15 protein-coding genes are annotated in these 18,048 nt (G+C 47.2%); all 15 read right to left on the minus strand.

Annotated features, from left to right (window positions below; genetic code table 11):
• Positions 1 to 118 precede the first annotated feature (118 nt).
• The gene (locus ACUTVW_RS24945; protein ID WP_445648256.1) at positions 119 to 1,399 is read right to left on the minus strand and encodes a YycH family regulatory protein; all 1,281 of its coding nucleotides are present in this window, start codon (positions 1,397 to 1,399) and stop codon (positions 119 to 121) included.
• Positions 1,383 to 3,233, minus strand: a complete 1,851-nt coding sequence (gene walK / locus ACUTVW_RS24950) for a cell wall metabolism sensor histidine kinase WalK (protein ID WP_445648257.1) — start codon at positions 3,231 to 3,233, stop codon at positions 1,383 to 1,385. Before walK ends, ACUTVW_RS24945 begins: the two co-directional genes overlap by 17 nt.
• On the minus strand, positions 3,233 to 3,955 hold the full coding sequence (gene yycF, locus ACUTVW_RS24955; RefSeq protein ID WP_434748677.1) for a response regulator YycF: 723 nt from the start codon (positions 3,953 to 3,955) through the stop codon (positions 3,233 to 3,235). The genes walK and yycF overlap by 1 nt, the downstream gene beginning before the upstream one ends.
• Before the next feature lie 310 nt (positions 3,956 to 4,265).
• Entirely contained in the window at positions 4,266 to 5,798 is a 1,533-nt protein-coding gene (locus ACUTVW_RS24960; protein WP_445648258.1) for a peptidoglycan DD-metalloendopeptidase family protein, read from the minus strand.
• A 483-nt stretch (positions 5,799 to 6,281) separates the two neighbouring features.
• Positions 6,282 to 6,485 carry a hypothetical protein gene (locus ACUTVW_RS24965; RefSeq protein ID WP_445648259.1) on the minus strand — a complete coding sequence of 68 codons (204 nt, stop codon included), beginning with the start codon at positions 6,483 to 6,485 and terminating at the stop codon, positions 6,282 to 6,284.
• A gap of 2 nt (positions 6,486 to 6,487) precedes the next feature.
• Positions 6,488 to 7,213 (minus strand): hypothetical protein, encoded by a 726-nt coding sequence (locus ACUTVW_RS24970; RefSeq protein WP_445648260.1) that lies wholly within the window; start codon positions 7,211 to 7,213, stop codon positions 6,488 to 6,490.
• Positions 7,214 to 7,396: 183 nt separating this feature from the next.
• On the minus strand, positions 7,397 to 8,683 hold the full coding sequence (locus tag ACUTVW_RS24975) for an adenylosuccinate synthase (RefSeq protein WP_445648261.1): 1,287 nt from the start codon (positions 8,681 to 8,683) through the stop codon (positions 7,397 to 7,399).
• Positions 8,684 to 9,128: 445 nt separating this feature from the next.
• A complete protein-coding gene (dnaB, locus tag ACUTVW_RS24980) occupies positions 9,129 to 10,490 on the minus strand; it encodes a replicative DNA helicase (protein ID WP_434748673.1) in 1,362 nt (453 codons plus the stop codon).
• Between the two features lies 1 nt (position 10,491).
• On the minus strand, positions 10,492 to 10,935 hold the full coding sequence (rplI, locus tag ACUTVW_RS24985) for a 50S ribosomal protein L9 (protein ID WP_445648262.1): 444 nt from the start codon (positions 10,933 to 10,935) through the stop codon (positions 10,492 to 10,494).
• On the minus strand, positions 10,932 to 12,929 hold the full coding sequence (locus ACUTVW_RS24990) for a DHH family phosphoesterase (protein WP_445648263.1): 1,998 nt from the start codon (positions 12,927 to 12,929) through the stop codon (positions 10,932 to 10,934). The genes rplI and ACUTVW_RS24990 overlap by 4 nt, the downstream gene beginning before the upstream one ends.
• A gap of 11 nt (positions 12,930 to 12,940) precedes the next feature.
• Entirely contained in the window at positions 12,941 to 13,852 is a 912-nt protein-coding gene (locus ACUTVW_RS24995; RefSeq protein WP_445648264.1) for a DUF2232 domain-containing protein, read from the minus strand.
• A 5-nt stretch (positions 13,853 to 13,857) separates the two neighbouring features.
• Positions 13,858 to 14,160: a MazG-like family protein gene (locus ACUTVW_RS25000; RefSeq protein ID WP_090923575.1), complete on the minus strand. Its 303-nt coding sequence runs from the start codon at positions 14,158 to 14,160 to the stop codon at positions 13,858 to 13,860.
• Between the two features lie 205 nt (positions 14,161 to 14,365).
• A complete protein-coding gene (locus ACUTVW_RS25005; RefSeq protein ID WP_445648265.1) occupies positions 14,366 to 14,791 on the minus strand; it encodes a CBS domain-containing protein in 426 nt (141 codons plus the stop codon).
• A 194-nt stretch (positions 14,792 to 14,985) separates the two neighbouring features.
• Positions 14,986 to 16,020 (minus strand): LCP family protein, encoded by a 1,035-nt coding sequence (locus tag ACUTVW_RS25010; protein WP_445648266.1) that lies wholly within the window; start codon positions 16,018 to 16,020, stop codon positions 14,986 to 14,988.
• Positions 16,021 to 16,270: 250 nt separating this feature from the next.
• Entirely contained in the window at positions 16,271 to 17,863 is a 1,593-nt protein-coding gene (locus ACUTVW_RS25015; protein ID WP_445648267.1) for an MFS transporter, read from the minus strand.
• Positions 17,864 to 18,048 lie beyond the last annotated feature (185 nt).

Genomic DNA, 18,048 nt, shown 5'->3' on the forward strand with positions numbered 1-18,048 from the left:
TTTCATCAGAATAGCGTCCATGGTGATCGTTAGATTTTCAAAGCGTCATAAATCTGGCATTTAACGTCTCTGGTGATCGTTAGCATTCGACCAGCGGCAGCAGCCCCTTCCGTTACTCCTAAGACACCGTCGTTTCCTCACCATTGCCGAAGCGGATCACCCAGACCGGGATCAGCTTCAGCCCATCTTCTATCGTAGATGGACGATATGCCGGGTACACGTCCACAACTTTGCGGTTTTCGCCAGCTACCTTGCGGATCAGATTTTTCAGCTTATCCCCGCCAGGCAGCTTGATCGACTTTTTGGCCTCCGTACCTTCGTTCAAATATTCCAAGGATCGCTCATAGCTCGACACTGTCTCCTGCTGCATCTCCATGTTGATCGTGCCGAAGCGGAATTGCATCGAATCCATGATTGGAAAACTTCCGTAATACTGCTGGAACTGCAACTGTGTTTTATTGTCAGTCGATCTCAGCATCATGCGTGAGCGCCCTTTCCAGCCGCCATGCTGATTCACAAAATCAACCGCAGACAGGGCTTCCTTGGACGCATCACTCTGCCCAGCTGGCGGTGCCGCCGGGTCTGTATAGCTAATCCAGCGCTGCTCCTGTTTCACTTGCAGACTACGTTTGCTATCCGTATAAATCTCTGATCCATCCTTTTCCCGAATATTCCGGGTCATGCTCGGATCAGAGAACAGACTGCGCTGCATCTGCTCTACCGTGAACTGCCCTGTCGGCACATCCGCCTCAATCGTATCCAGTGCCTGTGCCGGAATATAATACCCGCCTTCCATCAGCGTGTACGGTGTCCAACTCGTCCCAAAATCGACATGCTGCTTCACATCCTGCACCGTCAGATCTGCCTGTGTAGCCTCATAGACTACGTCTCCCTTCGCACTGAAGAACAGGGCATGAGCCTTCGTCTCATCTGGCGTCGTATATATGGCAATGCGGTTGATCGTCTCTCCCTGAAAGAGAGAATCCGTCCCCAAACGCATCACTCGTTGTAACAAAGCTACCGGCATGCCTTCTTTAAAAGACAACTCGAAGCCAGGACTTTCCTTGCGAATCTGATCCCAGTTCACCGATTGTACACTGCGGCGCTGGAAATCCTCAAATGTCCGCCCCTTTAACCTGGAGTAGATCAATTGATAGAACGTGTTGCCGGGGTAAAAGACCGTATGTTTGTCCTGTCCCAGATGAATAATCATCTGATCCGGAAAAATCAACTCTTCAATATTACGCTCCTGACCCATATTCTCGGTCTTCACGTAGTTTGTCTCGGAGGTAACAACAGAATCGCCGCCTCCAGGCAAACGGTAGATCAGGAAGTAACTCTGGATCAGACTGGCTGCGACCAGCGAAGCGAGCACCAGAGATTTAATCCGTTCCTTCAAGGTGCTCACCCCCTTTGTCACGCATAGGCAGTGTAAAAGTTACCGTTGTGCCTACGTCTACTTCAGATTCCAGAGAGATGCTGCCATCGTGGGCTTTTACAATTTCCCGGGCAATGGACAATCCTAGCCCTGTGCCCCCCATGCTGCGAGAGCGTGCTTTATCTACACGGTAGAATCTCTCAAATATCCGATCCAGATCACGCTGCGGTATACCCATGCCTGTGTCAGATACGGAGATGGCTAACGTATGCTCATCGCTGCGCCGGGCAGCAATTGTAATGGTGCCGCCCTCCAGCGTATATTTCAATGCGTTGGACACTACGTTGTCCAGAACCTGATCAATCTGATCCCTGTCTAGTGGGACTGCGGGAATATCATTCTCCACAGACAACACGGACTGAATATCCTTCTGGTGCATCTGGAAGGAGAATCGATCCGCCACTTCCTCCAGCATCTCCAAAATATCAATAGGCTGCTTGCGCAGCAAAGCTTCCTTGGAATCCAGTCTCGACAGGTGCAACAAGTCGGTAACCAAACGGATCATGCGCTCGGTCTCGTTCTGAATCACACCCACGAAACGTCCCGCAAGCTGCGGGTCTTCCAATGCCCCATCATCCAGTGCTTCCGCGTAACTTTTGATTGTGGTCAGCGGTGTACGCAGCTCATGTGATACATTCGCCACAAATTCACGCCGGGAGGCCTCAAGCTCCTCCTGCTCCGTTACATCCTGAAGCACCGCAATCGTGCCGGTGATTCCCAGCTCACGCCGGTGTACCGGCGTGAACGTCATGCGGATGACTACGGGCTCCTCCTGACCTGCCGGGGCAATCTGCAGCAGCGTTGAGCCGGTAAATCCGCTCGCCAGTGCTTCCGCATCCTCCGGATCAATGCCAAGCAGGACGGCAAAATGCCTGCCTTCAATATCAGACGGACGCATGCCAAGAATGCTGCTCGCACGGCGGTTAACGAGAATCACTTTACCATGCTCATCGGTAGCAACCACACCATCACTCATATTGGTCAGAATGGACGTCAGCTTCTCCTTCTCCTCTTCGTTCTGAGAGAGGGCATCGCGCAGCCTGCTGGTCATATAGTTGAACGCACGACTAAGTTGACCGATCTCATCTGTACCGAATACCGGTGTCTGCTGATCGAAGTTTCCTTCCGCGACTGCTGTTGCCCGTCTTGTCACTTCCTTAATCGGCTGGGTAATCGTATGAGACAGAATAACACCCAGTACCGCGGTTAACACCAGGGCAATCAGAATACCGGAGATGAAAATCTTGTTGATGCCCTCCATTGTCGAGTAAAGCTCGTTCATCGAAGCAGCAATGTAGACCGCACCTATAATTTTGCCGCCGGATAATACCGGCTTGGCCACGACCTTTTTGCGAACATTATCCTCGTCTACGATATATTCCTCATTATCCCGAATGCCTTGCAGTGCACGGCTGACAACGGTTTGGGTATTTTTACGCCCGATATAATCAGAATGTGAACTTAGCGAGGTGGTGAGCACCTTGCCGCTGGCATCCAGCACCTGAATCTCGGCACCGTTAATGTTGAACAGATTGTTTACCAGCACACGCAGATTCTCTGTTTTGTCCTCACCAGCTTCCGCTTCACCAGCAGCCATCGTCTGGCCTACCAATACCGACAGCATCTCCGCTCGTGCCTGCAAATCTTCCGTAAAGTTGCTAGTCAGCGAGTTCTTCATTGCACTTACGAAATAAACGCCGATCAATTGCATCGCAATCAGGATCAGCAGTACATAAATAATAATTAATTTCGCCTGAATCGTTCGAAAGAACGAAAATTGCGAGAATCGGCCCATTATATCCCCACGCTTTTGGCACTGCGCACGAGATAACCCAGCCCCCGGCGAGTCAGAATCGTTTCCGGCTTGCTCGGATTTTCTTCAATCTTCTCCCGCAGCCTGCGGATCGTCACATCCACTGTACGCACGTCGCCAAAATATTCATATCCCCATACAGCTTGCAACAGATGCTCGCGTGTCATGACTTTGCCCGAGTGCTTGGCCATATAATAGAGTAGCTCATATTCACGATGCGTCAGATCCAGCGGTTCACCGCCCTTGTACGCCGTATACATGTCCATATCAAAAGCCAGATCAAACAGCCGCAGAACCTGCTTTCCTTCTTCCTCCGGCGCTTCTACAATCGCTGCTGGTTTCTGCTGTCTGCGCATCTGTGCCTTCACCCGGGCGAGCAGCTCCCTTGTACTAAACGGTTTGGTTACATAATCATCGGCGCCTAGCTCCAGACCAAGTACCTTGTCGATCTCCCCGTCTTTGGCAGTCAGCATAATAATCGGGATCTCCAGATGCGCACGCACCTCGCGGCACACATCCATCCCGTCCTTGCCCGGAAGCATCAGATCCAGAAGCATCAGATCCGGTTTCTCGGATAACGCCAGCTCTACCGCACGAATACCATCAAACGCACAGATGACCTCGTAACCCTCTTTTTCCAAATTAAACTTCAAAATGTCTGCGATGGGCTGCTCGTCGTCCACCACCAAAATCTTTCCCTGCATCGGCTGAATTCACCCCTATATCCTGCTTAATTCGCCACTGGCGCTGTCTCTCTAATCTATCTGATTGTCTATCATGCATTCCCTGTTGTGTACTGCCTATTATCAACGATCTATACTCTCTAGTTTAACATACCTGAGGCACCGTCACATCCTGATCCACCTCTTGGAAGCCGTTTCCTGTAAAAATATTTCACATCAAAAAACAAGGCCAGCTTTACAGCGGGCCTTGTTCTCAATCTTAACATCGTTACCCGATGCCTCGTGTCCTATACTTCATTTCAAGCTCTATCCTTAAACTCATGCTCTATCCTTAATTCAGATAGGTCATCGGATTTTCTGCTGAGCCATTTTTCAAAATCTCAAAATGCAGATGGGTTCCTGTGGAACGTCCCGTATTCCCCATCACGCCGATGCTGTCACCCTTCTCCACCACTTGGCCAACATCCACACTGATGCTGTTCAAGTGACCATAGAGCGTTTCATATCCGTTACGATGGTTAATGATGATGACATTGCCATAACCGCTCTTCTGTCCTGCAAAAGTAATTACACCTTCATCTGCAGATTTGACATCGCGATTACCAACCAGATCAACACCTTTGTGCTGGCGGCCCCAACGTTGACCGAAACTGCTGCTCATCGTCGCATTGGATACAGGCCATGCAAATTGCCCTGTGCCTTCGCCAACCACTTTGGTTCCACTGAGTACAACCTCAGTCACCGCTGTTTTTAGGACTTCCTGACCCAGCCATTCTTCCCGAACGACTTCGCCGTTTTCTTTGGTGATGCGATACTGCATATTTTTCAGGCCGCTTTGACCTGGACGAACCACTTTCGTCGTACCTGCCTTCAGATCGGCACTCTTACGTACCTCAACCTGTGGTTTAACTTCAATCTGCTCTACCACTTGCTCTACCGATTTAACCGTAATCGCTGGCTTTGGTACAGTGAGAGTCAGCTCCTGTCCAATCTGGAGAGATGTCTCCTTGATGCCCGGGTTATGTTTGCGGATCTCGCTTTGCGTAATTTCATACTTGGATGCAATAGAAGAGATCGTATCTCCTTCTCGCACCACATAAGTTACAGGCGCGTCTTTACCAACGGTTAAAGCTTTAACCGCCTCGGATACATCCCATATTTTATTTGGATCTGCCTTCACCGTATCTGTTGTCACATCTTCTTTGATGTCTACAGATTTTAGCGTTGTGCCTGGTCCTTGATCCTTTTTAGAGGAGTTAGCTGATACCGACTTGGTCTTCAGAGAGCTTCGCACAGCCGATGCCGGTATGTATTTGCTCTGTACTTGCTGCAGGATCTTGTCTGCCGTTTCCTGATCCTTCACAATTCCGACAACTTCACCGTTTACTTTAAGCTCCACGCCTTTGGCATATGCCGTTAACATGTTCCCCAGTTTGTCCAGCGTTTCCTCACTGTTCACTTCCGGTTTATATGCTCTTACCGTCTCGGTTGTGATGCCATCTGTGTTCAGCACCATATCCGCATCCGGGTACTTAACGCGGTATTCTTTTGTTTTTTCGGCAAATAATTGCTGCAACTGTGCCTCGTTTGTAATCGTGCCAATCTCGTTGCCTTTCACCATAACCTTATAATAAGAGACGGTGTTGGAGTCCACATACTGCTTTGCTCCGAATCCAACCGATGCTGCAATCAAAATACCACATGCTGTGGTAATGATCCATTTACGCGATGACAGAATTCTCTTTTTATTAGAACTGAAGTTGGACATGCTCATGCTGTTTTTGTCTTCGGCCGTCCGGTGTTGTCCGGATTGTTCGTGTACCCGGTGTTGATCCGGTTGGCGTTTGCCTCTGAAACCTTTCATGATTCTCTCCTTTTCAGCATTTCTTATTCCGCATTTACTATCAGACAACACCTGTAAGTGAGTCATATGCAAGTAAGTTCAATGATATGAATTTTTGTAAAATCAGGACTTTAGCTGTACTTTAAAAGTGTCAAAAATTTAACCTTTTATCACACCCGTATACTTTAACACAGGTTTTACAGTCATTTCAACTCTTAACCTCACATCTCAAATCCGCGCCCCATATGGTTTCCCTGAAATATCCATCGTTCGGAGCATGTGTTCCATCCTCCATTATGCCTCAACTCCTACTGTACTATGTACTTTTTATCCCAATCTAAGACTAGGTTCTAAGACCTACTAAATTTCATTATAATTTTCATGTATATACAAAAAATCTTCCATCAGATCCACTCTGATGAAAGACTTAAATAATAACTTTATTCGATTCATGCAATGTCACGGACAGACTTATCTGTCCTGACCTTTCACGATTGATTTTACTTATTTCTTGACTGCACCTATGATAAACCGCTTCTGCTGCACGTCCCAGAATCCATGTTGCTCCATCTCCAGATGGATCTGCCATAACGGGTCACGGAATCGGTCTATTGTAAAATCAGGCACCTGCCAAGGAATTGTCTTTAGATAATACACCAGGGCTCCAATAGCATAGAAGCGCTGTCCAGCAAAGTAACTCCTAATCACCTTTATTCTGCTTGTAGCACTTGCATCAAATCATCGTATTCTTCACTGGTCAGATACTTTGAGATGACCTGTTCAATCTCCCTCAGCTCTTGCTCTGTCAACCCACCCTCCATCGCTCCCGAGATCTGTTGCATTTCCTTCTGAGGTAACTTGTTCATCAGCAGGGTGAAAATACGCTCTTTTTCCTTAGCAGGCAATTTGTTTTTAGCACCTGTTATATCATCTGGGGACACGACAATCTCTTCTTTTCCAGTCGAATTACTCCGGTCTGTTCCCTGACCGCTTGCCGTTCCACTTCCAGTAGCTGAACCGTTACCGTCAACCGTTCCAGAACCCCCACCGGTATCTGTGTTTGCTCCCCCTGTTTCGCCATTACTAGATGTACCTGGATTCGTGTCCGTGTTGCCCGTACCCCCTCCAGCGTTTCCATCCTTCGTCCCGTTTCCCATGACCGAAATTGAATTCTCCGGGGCTTTTTGCTCTTCCGTTCCGGCTGGCTGATCTGTAGACGTATTCCCGGACTTCTCTCCCTCGCTGGATTGCTTGGTGCCCAAAGCCCCTTGAAACATGCCCATCAGTCCCGTAGGCTGACCTTCCCACTGTATATTAAAGCTGGCAAGCAATGACTTGGCATACGATTGAACAATTAATCCTGTCGTAAGCAACGTCAGTGAACTGACCAGCAATACGATAAGCACGATTTTGACAAACCACATCAGCAATTTCATCTCTGTTTCTCTCCCTCCGATTATACTTCCCTTAAATCCATACAGATTTTCGGGATATCCGGCTCTACTGTTAGCCAGTATTGACGGAAATCTCGGGATTATATCCGAAACATACACAAAAAACCTCCAGCTGCCGCTATAGTAGCAACAACTGGAGGGGAATTTAACAATCCAATTATCAGTTTATACGTAGATTGGCAGAACCTGATTGGTCTGCTCACGGTTACGACCTACAGAGAAAATTGCGATCGGAATGCCTGTCAGTTCAGCTACACGTTTCACATAGTTCTGTGTATTCACCGGCAGATCTTCCAGTTTCTTCGCTCCTGTAATGTCCTCGCTCCAACCTGGCATCTCTTCGTATACCGCTTCACATTCAGCCAGCATTTTGAGGCTCGCCGGATAGTGAGTGATTACTTCGCCGCGGAATTTATAACCTGTGCAGATTTTTACCGTATCCAGACCCGTCATAACGTCCAGAGAGTTCAGGGACAGCCCTGTAATACCGCTCACACGACGAGCGTGACGAACAACAACACTGTCGAACCAGCCTACACGGCGTGGACGTCCAGTTACTGTTCCGTACTCATGACCTGTCTCCCGAATCTGATCACCAATCGCATCATGCAACTCTGTCGGGAATGGGCCGTCACCTACACGAGTTGTGTATGCTTTGGCTACCCCGATAACCTGCTGAATACGTGCCGGACCAACACCAGAACCAATACATACGCCGCCTGCAGATGGGTTGGATGAAGTCACATATGGATAAGTACCTTGGTCAAGGTCCAACATCACACCTTGTGCGCCTTCAAACAATACCTTTTTGTCCTCATCGATGGCATCATTTAGCACAACAGATGTATCACGTACATAAGGGCGAAGCACTTCTGCATAGCCAAGATAATCCGCGAGAATCTCTTCTACATCAACCGGAGTACCGTTGTACACCTGCTCGATAACCCGATTTTTTTCTTTAACCAAGTGACGCAGCTTCAGTTCAAAATCTTCTGCATCCATCAGATCCACCATACGAATACCGATCCGAGCAGATTTGTCCATGTAACAAGGGCCAATGCCTTTACCTGTTGTACCAATTTTGTTCGGGCCCTTGCTCTCTTCCTCCAGAGCGTCCAGAACCATGTGATATGGCAGGATGATATGTGCACGCTCACTGATAAACAGGTTTTTCGTTGTAAATCCGTTATCATGAATATAATTAATTTCTTCGATAAGTGCCTTCGGGTTGATAACCATACCGTTACCAATCACGCATGCTTTGTCTGTGTAAAAGATACCCGATGGAATCATCGTCAATTTATATTTTTTGTTGTCGATCAGAATCGTATGGCCTGCATTGTTACCGCCTTGGTAACGAGCAACTACATCTGCGCTTTCCGCCAAATAATCCGTGATTTTACCTTTACCTTCGTCTCCCCATTGCGTTCCCACTACAACTACCGTTGACATAGTTAACATACCTCCGTGGGTGCCTTGCGCACCTTTGTATATTGGTCTGTCCGTCCTCTATCCCGGCAGGCAAGTTACGCAATAAACCGACTGAGAAGCGTGCTAACGGACAGTAATGATTTCCTCCCATTACATTCAAGGGAAGGTTTGTACTGCTTTAACGCAGCAATATTAGTGTACCAGTCCCTTTTTTCAAAGTCAAATGAAATGGCGAACATTTATATATGTCAATTGCTTAATGTTCGGAATTATGACCTTATTCCACAGTAAAAAACCGGTGATCCCAGTCTTGTTCTCCTCGACTGCATTCACCGGTACTTTTACATTAACTAATCTTTCACGTGCTAACGAGTATATATCCTAATATTCAATCGTTCGCATACCCTGTTACTGATTGTCCAGGATAGCCTGTGTACCTCTGTTCAGAGTAATCACAGTCTACCCTCTACATCGCGAAGGCGTCATTATGGGCCCTCTCGTAATTGACGAATTTATTAAAGTTTTTCAGGAAGACCAGTTCCACCGTACCTACCGGACCATTACGCTGCTTGGCAATAATGATCTCGATGATATTTTTTTTCTCGGTATCCTGGTTATAATAGTCATCCCGGTACAGAAACGCTACGATGTCGGCATCTTGCTCGATCGAACCCGACTCCCGCAAGTCACTCATCATCGGACGTTTATCCTGACGTTGCTCTACACCCCGGCTCAGCTGAGACAAGGCAATAACCGGAACTTCCAGTTCCCGGCCGATCTGTTTCAATGTACGTGAAATTTCGGATACCTCTTGTTGACGGTTCTCTCCCGCTTTACCACGTCCACTGATCAATTGAAGATAGTCGATCAGGATCATGCCTAGACCCTTCTCCTTCTTCAGACGACGGCATTTGGCCCGAATATCGGCTACCGTAATACCAGGTGTATCGTCAATATAGATGTTGGCTTCATTGAGAGCAGCAATGCCCATCGTCAGCTTCTGCCAGTCTTCATCACCTTTAAATTCTCCTGTACGAAGAACTCCCGCATCCAGATTGGCTTCCGCACAAATCATCCGTTGTACGAGCTGTGCAGCAGACATCTCCAGACTGAAGATCGCTACCGTCTCTTGCGCCCGGATACCTACATTCTGAGCGATGTTCAAGGCGAAGGCTGTCTTACCTACAGACGGACGTGCAGCTACAATAATCAAGTCACTACGCTGGAATCCAGCCGTCATCTTGTCCAAATCGATGAAACCTGAAGGAATCCCGGTTGTCGTTCCCCGGTTCTGATGCAATGTTTCAACCTTGTCGAAAACCTCCATCAATACATCCTGAATGGCTATAAATCCACTACTGGAGCGTCTGTTGGAAATTTCCAGAATGCGCCGTTCAGCCTCACCGAGCATACCTGCGACATCTTCGCCGCCTGTGTACCCTTCACTAACGATCTGTGTTGCTGTACGAATCAGACGACGAAGCATCGATTTCTCTTCAATAATCTGCGCATAATAATCCACGTTGGCTGCTGTAGGCACACCGTGAGCGAGCTTGGCAAGGTAGCTGACACCACCAATGTCCTCCAGCTCGCCTTTATCCTTCAAACGTGAAGTCAGCGTAACAAGGTCGATCGGTTGATTTTCCTCACCCAGCTGAATCATCGCTTCATATATCAATTGATGGGGCTTATCGTAAAAATCCTCGGTTTGCACCCGTTCCATCGCTGTAATCAGAGCTTCGCCCTGTAACAGGATTGCACCCAGCACAGCCTGTTCGGCTTCCAGGTTCTGTGGGGGAACCCGGTCGAATAACATTTCGCCGCCCATCTTACTCCTCCGTTACCTGTACCTTCAAGGTAGCCTTCACTTCAGGGTGAACCTTGACAGTCACTTGCGTTACACCAAGCGTACGGATTGGATCATCCAGCTCGATCTTGCGCTTGTCTATTTTTAGGCCCTTTTTAGCCAATGCTTCTGCAATTTGTTTGCTCGTAATCGCACCGAACAGACGGCCGCCTTCGCCGGATTTTGCTTTTAATTCTGTGACTTCTGCCTCCAGCTTTTTCGCAAGTGCTTCAGCTTCGGCTTTCTCTTCCTGCTTAAGTCTATCTTCAGCTGCCTTCTGATTGTCCAATGTCTTCATGTTACCCTCTGTTGCAGGACGTACGATTCCCCGTGGCAACAGGAAATTCTGTGCGTAACCCTCAGATACTTCCTTCACTTGCCCTTTCTTGCCTTGACCCTTCATATCTTTTATAAAAATGACTTTCATTCGAATAACCCCTCTTCTTTTTCGATTTCAGCCAGGACGTTCATCAACCGCTTCTCCGCTTCTCCCAGCGTTCCTTCAAGCTGCACAGCAGCATTTGTTAAGTGACCACCGCCACCTAATCGTTCCATAACTACCTGAACATTCATGCGCCCCAGTGATCTCGCACTGATGCCAATCAGTCCATCTGTACGCTCACTGATGACAAATGAGGCGACCACGTCAGTCATGTTAAGCAATGTGTCCGCCACCTGGGCGATCATCATCTGTGAAATCTTGCTGCCAGGGTCCGTGACCGCCAGCGCAATGTTCCCATATACCATTTTAGCATGCTTTATGATTTCTGCCTTAGCAATATATTCTGACAGATCCTCTTTCATCAGCTTCTGGACCATAATGGTATCTGCACCACTGCGACGAAGGAAGCCCGCTGCTTCAAACGTCCTAGAGCCCGTATGCAATGCAAAATGCTTCGTATCAAGCGTTATACCGGCGAGAAGTGACGTTGCTTCAAGTGGAGTGAACTGTACCTTCTCGTGGATATATTGCAGAAGCTCTGTCACAAGTTCAGCTGCTGATGAAGCGTAAGGCTCCAGATAGATCAGTACTGCATCATTAATAAATTCCTCACCCCGGCGATGGTGATCCACCACGACCACACGTGTTGCAGATTGGACCAGCTTGGGTTCCATTGTCATGGAGGCCTTATGGGTATCCACAACAACCAGTAATGTATGTTCCGTCATCATCTGTGTGGCTTGCTCTGGTGAGATCAAAGCTTTGGAGAGCTTCTCATCCTTGTTTACCTGTTCCATCAAGCGTTCAATAGAGGGATTGACCCCGTCCAGCACAATACGAGCCTCAACATTGTACAGGCTCGCTGCTTTCCACACCCCAATGGACGCTCCGATAGCATCCATATCCGGCATTTTGTGCCCCATGATGAGAACCCGATCGCTTTCCTGCATCAGGTCACGTAATGCATGAGCAATAACCCGCGCTCTGACACGTGTTCGCTTCTCTACCGCATTGGACTTTCCACCGTAAAACGACAAACGTTGGCCCGATTTCACAGCAGCCTGATCGCCACCTCGTCCAAGCGCCATATCCAAACTTGATTGTGCCAGCTCTCCCATCTCGCTGATGCTGTCAGAACCAGATGCAAGTCCAACGCTCAGTGTCATCGGCACTTTCAGATCAGCTGTCATCTCACGGACTTCGTCCAGAATGACAAACCGGCTCTGCTCAAGTTCCTGCATGGACTTGTGATTGAGCATCATCAAGTAGCGATCGGATGACAGACGACGTAGATACACTTCATACTGCTTCGCCCAAGCTGTGATTTCACTGGTGACTCGTGCGATCAGCGCTGTACGTTGTTGGTCATCCATGCCTTGTGCAGCCTCGTCGAGATTATCCAGAACAAGAATGCCTAATGCAATGCGTTCATTCTCGTATTTATCGCGAAGAATAGCCAGCTCGGTGATCTCGTACACATACACGTACCGCTCCTGCGGATTATGAATTACACCGTAATAACGATCATCCAGCTGGAATTCATCATGAAATTCCTTCGATGAAGGCTCTTTCGAACTATCCTTATCTTTCTTTTCTTTCGGTTGGGGGAGATTGGGGAACAGATTAAGCAGTGAACTGCCCACCAATGTCTTCTCATGAAACATATCCGCAACGAAGCGATTATGCCACTCCACCGTACGATCCTCGCTGTACAGCACAATTCCGAACGGAAGCATGCTGACCGCCTCACCCTCCATACGTTTGATGCGAATGGTCAGGCCGTTAATATAGTCGTTAAGTTCTCGGCGGAACGCGAGCTCTGCCTTGATCATGACGATTCCCAGCGCCGAAGCCAGTATCAGACTAATCAAACCAAGCGTCCAGTTATAGATGGTAACCAACATCACTAGCAGCAACAGTAGTATGAACGCCCATACGGTATAATAGCCGTGCCAGCGTTTCTTTAGAAATTTAGGCATGACTCATCACCCTATCGTTTTGATTTCGATATTGCCTCACGGAGCGGGAACGCCAGATCAATAATTCCGACAATGCGAAGTGGACCAATGAAGAACACGGCCGCTCCCAATAAAAATGGAATAACCGGGTTCCACCTTCTTGTATGTGAGAGGAAAAAGAAGAAACCGATAGCTTGAATCATGAAGCCAAGATTAATTAATGGCGACAAGTTCATAGCAATCATTTTCCAATATGATCCGTCATTTTGTCTGGAGACCACCTCAATAATCAATGCGAGGAAGTAATACCAGATCAATGCACGCGGCATACGCCATTCTCTTGCAGGTGGAAGCTTGGATACGTTCATACCCATAACACTCAGAATAGGACGAGCAATGATATGTGTAATGAAAGCCATAACCATCGACGTAACTACCAGTGCAAATGGAATCATTAACTGAGTTTGTTTGGCGATATCTTCTGTCATCTCAGGCGTCCATACAAAACCATTAATCATCTGACTTGATGAATTAGTGAGCGGTTCAATGGTCAGTTGCACCACATCTTTGATATAACTGGACAGGTCGAACTGGAAAATCAGGCTGCCCACCAGCAGTAACAACAGATACTCCGCCAGCATCGTTCCGGCACCTGTCATTAAAGCAAACAACGCTGATTTTTGGTTCTTATACGCGTGACCCATAGCAATGGCTGGCAGTATTAAGATCAACATAAATAACAGATAAATCGGGTGAACCATAACCAAAATAATAGCAACGGGCACAAGATGCAAAATAAATGATTTTACAGGTAATGACGCATACAGAATAACTCCCGGAATCATCATAAAAAATATAGAGAGTACCGATAAAGGAGTTAGCAACGAGAGCAGCAAAAGTAAAAGTACTGCACTCCAGACAGCTGATTTAAAGCTAAATTTCAACAAATTCACCTCTTACGCATATGATCTTCAAGTGCAGAAATATCCTGGTACCAGTCTTCTAGCTGGTGACCTTCCTGTTTATGCTTTTTCAACTTCTCAACAAGCAGTGCATCCAGATCCTTAAACGGAATACCGAGCCGCCGGCCCAATATGTAACTGCTCATCATCAAACTGGCAAGACTATCTCCGATTCGAATCGTGCTGCCTTCCCATAATGCTTTGAATAATCGGGATACCTGATCAAGTACTTCGGTTTTCAGCCATTCAATCACTTTAGCCCGCTTGGCTACATCCAGTTCTTTAGGCATTTGGCGAAAGTCACTCTCCCCCGAAAAAGCTTTATTCTCCATTATAGCATAAAAAGGGGGCTGGCAAAATTACCCCCAAAAGCGGAGAAATTCTCCGAAACTCCATGTCAGGTACGATGCCGAGCCCCGTACGTCTTATTCATATATATTAGTAATAATCGCTGTGATTATCCCTGCCAGCCCATGATTTTGAAAAGAATTCAACTTATTTGGCCTTTACGGATTCCTTGGCAACAATACCTTCACAGTATTCGATGATCTGGCTACGTCTCACTATGCCGATAAAACGTTCCATATCATCCACCACCGGCACAAAATTCTGTACCTTGGCGAGATTAATTAAATCCTCCATATTGGCATTAATGGATACTGGCTTGATATCAAGCCTTAATGGGACATCCTTGAGAAGGAATTTTGAAGCGTTTTCAAATGATATCTTTCCCTCCGCATTTTTCATATACCACAATAGATCACCTTCTGTAACCGTACCAATATATTTGCCTTCCTTATTCAAAATAGGCACTGCTGTAAACCGATGATATTCCATCCGTTCCAGCGTTTGCCGCAGCGTAGATTCCGACGTCACACATGTAACCTCTTGTTTGGGCAGCAAAAAAAATGCGATGTTCATACCCTTGTGTATCCTCCTTGTGTATTTCTCGTTCAACAGGTTCACTCAACTTATATTATACGTTATAGAACGAAGGATGTTCCAAAAGGTTGAAGATCTTACACATTTGAGACCCTCAACAAAGAAAAAAACAGCAGCCCGCTTATAAACGTACTGCTGATTGTTGTGTAAGATACCCATCTGTATGGAGTTAACTATTCCATCTTCTGCCGGTCAGGAATCATGACTTCACCGGCTGGGGTCGATTGATCCATCCAGTTTTTAATCAGCTCTTTGGCATATTGAACATCTTTCTTATCTGCGCGGCCATAATAAACACCGTTTTTACGCATGCCTTCACTCAAAATCGTGAAGCTGGAAACCTGTGGTTTCTCCTGTGTCAGCACCTGTTTCGCCAGATCAATAATAAAAGTGGCCTGCATATCCGTCTGAAAATTATCACCCATGATCTGGAACAGCTCAGGGATCTTTGAGATCTGATTCAGATTCAACATCTTGTTTGCAAAAGCGTTCAGGAAAATTTGCTGCCGATTCGTGCGGTTAAAGTCACTATCTTCCCGATATCTCACGTAGTAAAGTGCTTCCTGTCCGTCATAGATCGGTTTGCCGCCCTTAATCGTGAACTTCTCATGATTTGGATCTTTGTTCACAATATCCTTATCGATTGGCAATGATATGCCTCCCAGCGCATCAACCACTTTTTTGATCCCCTGAAAGTCAATTGTTGCGTAATACCCTACGTCAGCATCAAGAAATTTTTCCACCGTTTTGATGGACATATTCTCCCCACCGAAGGCAAAGGCATGCGCGATTTTGTCATAATCATCTGTCCCGTCCTTGTCCGCATCTCTTCCTACGATCTGCACGTATGTGTCACGCGGGATGGATACGAGCAGCACCCGCGACTCCTTCGGGCGGACAACAGCATAGATGACCGCATCAGAACGTCCACGGGACTTCTCATAGTCTCGTTTATCCGAGCCCAGAAGCAATACAGAAAACGGCTCTTTGCGATATACCGTCGGATCAGGCGTGTTATTGCCTTCCTGCGGCACGTAGGAATGTGTAAGCTGTGCTTCTACCTTATCAGCCAGAAACAGGTCAAATGCGGCCACGGCTAACTTCTGACGGAAAACATAACCGCCAATGATCAAAACGACAAGAGATATAAGAGTTATATATAGGCCTTTGCGACTTTTCTTCTTCTTTTCTTTAGTTCTGCTTTTCATCCATCGATTCCTTCTTCACTATAAAAATTGAAATTCATTACTACCCATTAAACGCTCACAACGTCTGATGACACGCAGTTCTCCGAACTTTTCTTTCTCTGGAGGCGGAGAACCGCCATTGCTCGTTCTATTGTAATCATTCCTGCATCATGAAAAGTTACAATCGGGTTAAATTGAAAAGAACAGCGACCCCTTTTTCGGTTACAAAAGGTTCACTGTTCTTCTCTATCTTTTCGCATTACTTCCTACATTATATCGACCCCAGGGACCCATCAGGCTTCTGCTGCTGCTTCTCTTTCTGACGAAGACGTCCGGTAACAAGAGCGACGACTAAGGTTAATATGCTGAAAATAACTGCCGACCAGAAAAGACCATTGTAACCTTGGCCTGTCGTCTGATGTACGGCCTGAAGCAGTGCTTCCCGTATGTTGGCATCCGGAATCTTCGACAACCCCGCCAGCAGACTGGAGACATCATTTCCCGATGCTCCGCCAGAAGCATATTGCTCCAGCGCCACTGGCGGCACTTCAATACCCCGATCTGCCAGACCTGACTGGATATTCGAACCGAGGTTAGTGAACGAACGTGCCAGAAATCCGGCAAAGATCGTTGGTGCAATCGCCATTGCCATCTGGCGGAATAAGGAACTGGTTGCTACCGCAATACCTTTATTGTGCTCACCTGCCTGTTCAGTTACCAGAACATTGACGGGTGCACCCAGCATCATGCCAAAACCAATGCCCACAAGAGTACTTGCGATGACAAACTGCCAGATATGCTCTACCCACAGCGGGAATAACAGGAAGCCAATGGCAGAGAGCAGCCCCGCCACAGATAACGTCCAGATCGGTCCTTTGCGGTCAACAAGGTATCCTCCTCCACCTGCTCCGATGCCTGAGGCCAGAGCAAGCGGAGTAAACCAATACCCGGAAGCTGTGCTTGATACACCTAGATATTGCTCTACGAAACCTGGAATGAATATGACAGAGGCCAGAATGGCCCCAGAAAAAAAGGCAATGAGCAGTGTCCAGCGGAAGGACGCAATGCCAAGTAGCTTGGTAGAAACGACCGGTTCACGGTCGGATCCTTCTAACCTTTTTTCCATAAAATAAAAGATCACCAGCACAGCTATACCCACCAAAAAGAAGCTATAAAACATCGGTGAAGCCAGGCTTTGAAGCATATTCACACCGTCCAGATTACTGAAACTGTACATCAGGCTCAGTACACCCACTGTTAAGACCGCTATGCCGCCCCAATCAACGGCTGCCCGGCTAAGCTCCTGTTCTTCATGGATATAACGGATCCCAGCAATGAACAATAAGATCGCAATCGGTACGTTGATCAGAAACAGCCAGTGCCAGTTCCCGGTAACATCCAGGATAAACGCGCCAATGTTCGGCCCGAGAATAGCTGCAATGCCGTTCATACCTCCCAGAAGGCCAAGAGCTGTACCCTGACGCTGAGCAGGGAATTTGCTGAGCACATAAGAGCTTGCAATGATAAATATCCCGCCACCGCCGAGTGCTTGAATCACCCGGGCAATCAGGAAAAACGTAAATGAAGTACTTAATGCTACAAGAAGCGATCCGATCCCAAATAAAGCAACTTCAATGAGAAACAGTTTCTTGCGTCCAAACCGGTCCGAAAGCTTACCCGCAATCGGTACGCTGATTGCAAGTCCTAGTGTATACAATGTAATCGTCCAAGCACCCCATGTTGGCGATACACCAAACGATGCATTTAACGTGGTCAGTGACGATGTAATAATACCGTTATCCAATGCAGCCATAAATACACCTACGGCAAAGAGAAGCAATGGCCATTTCATTTCTTTTTGCATTCAAAGTCCCTCCCTGATCTGTTCGTTGTTACGCCCTCGTACCGCCTACAATGATATCTATATAAACCTGAATGAATATTAATGACTCACTGGTCATTTTAAAATAAAGCGTGGCTATATGTCAATTGATGAATATACATAGGCGTTGAAATGTGATATTAGCTGTCCATTTCAAAAATGCATTC

The organism is Paenibacillus sp. TSA_86.1 (assembly GCF_052691815.1).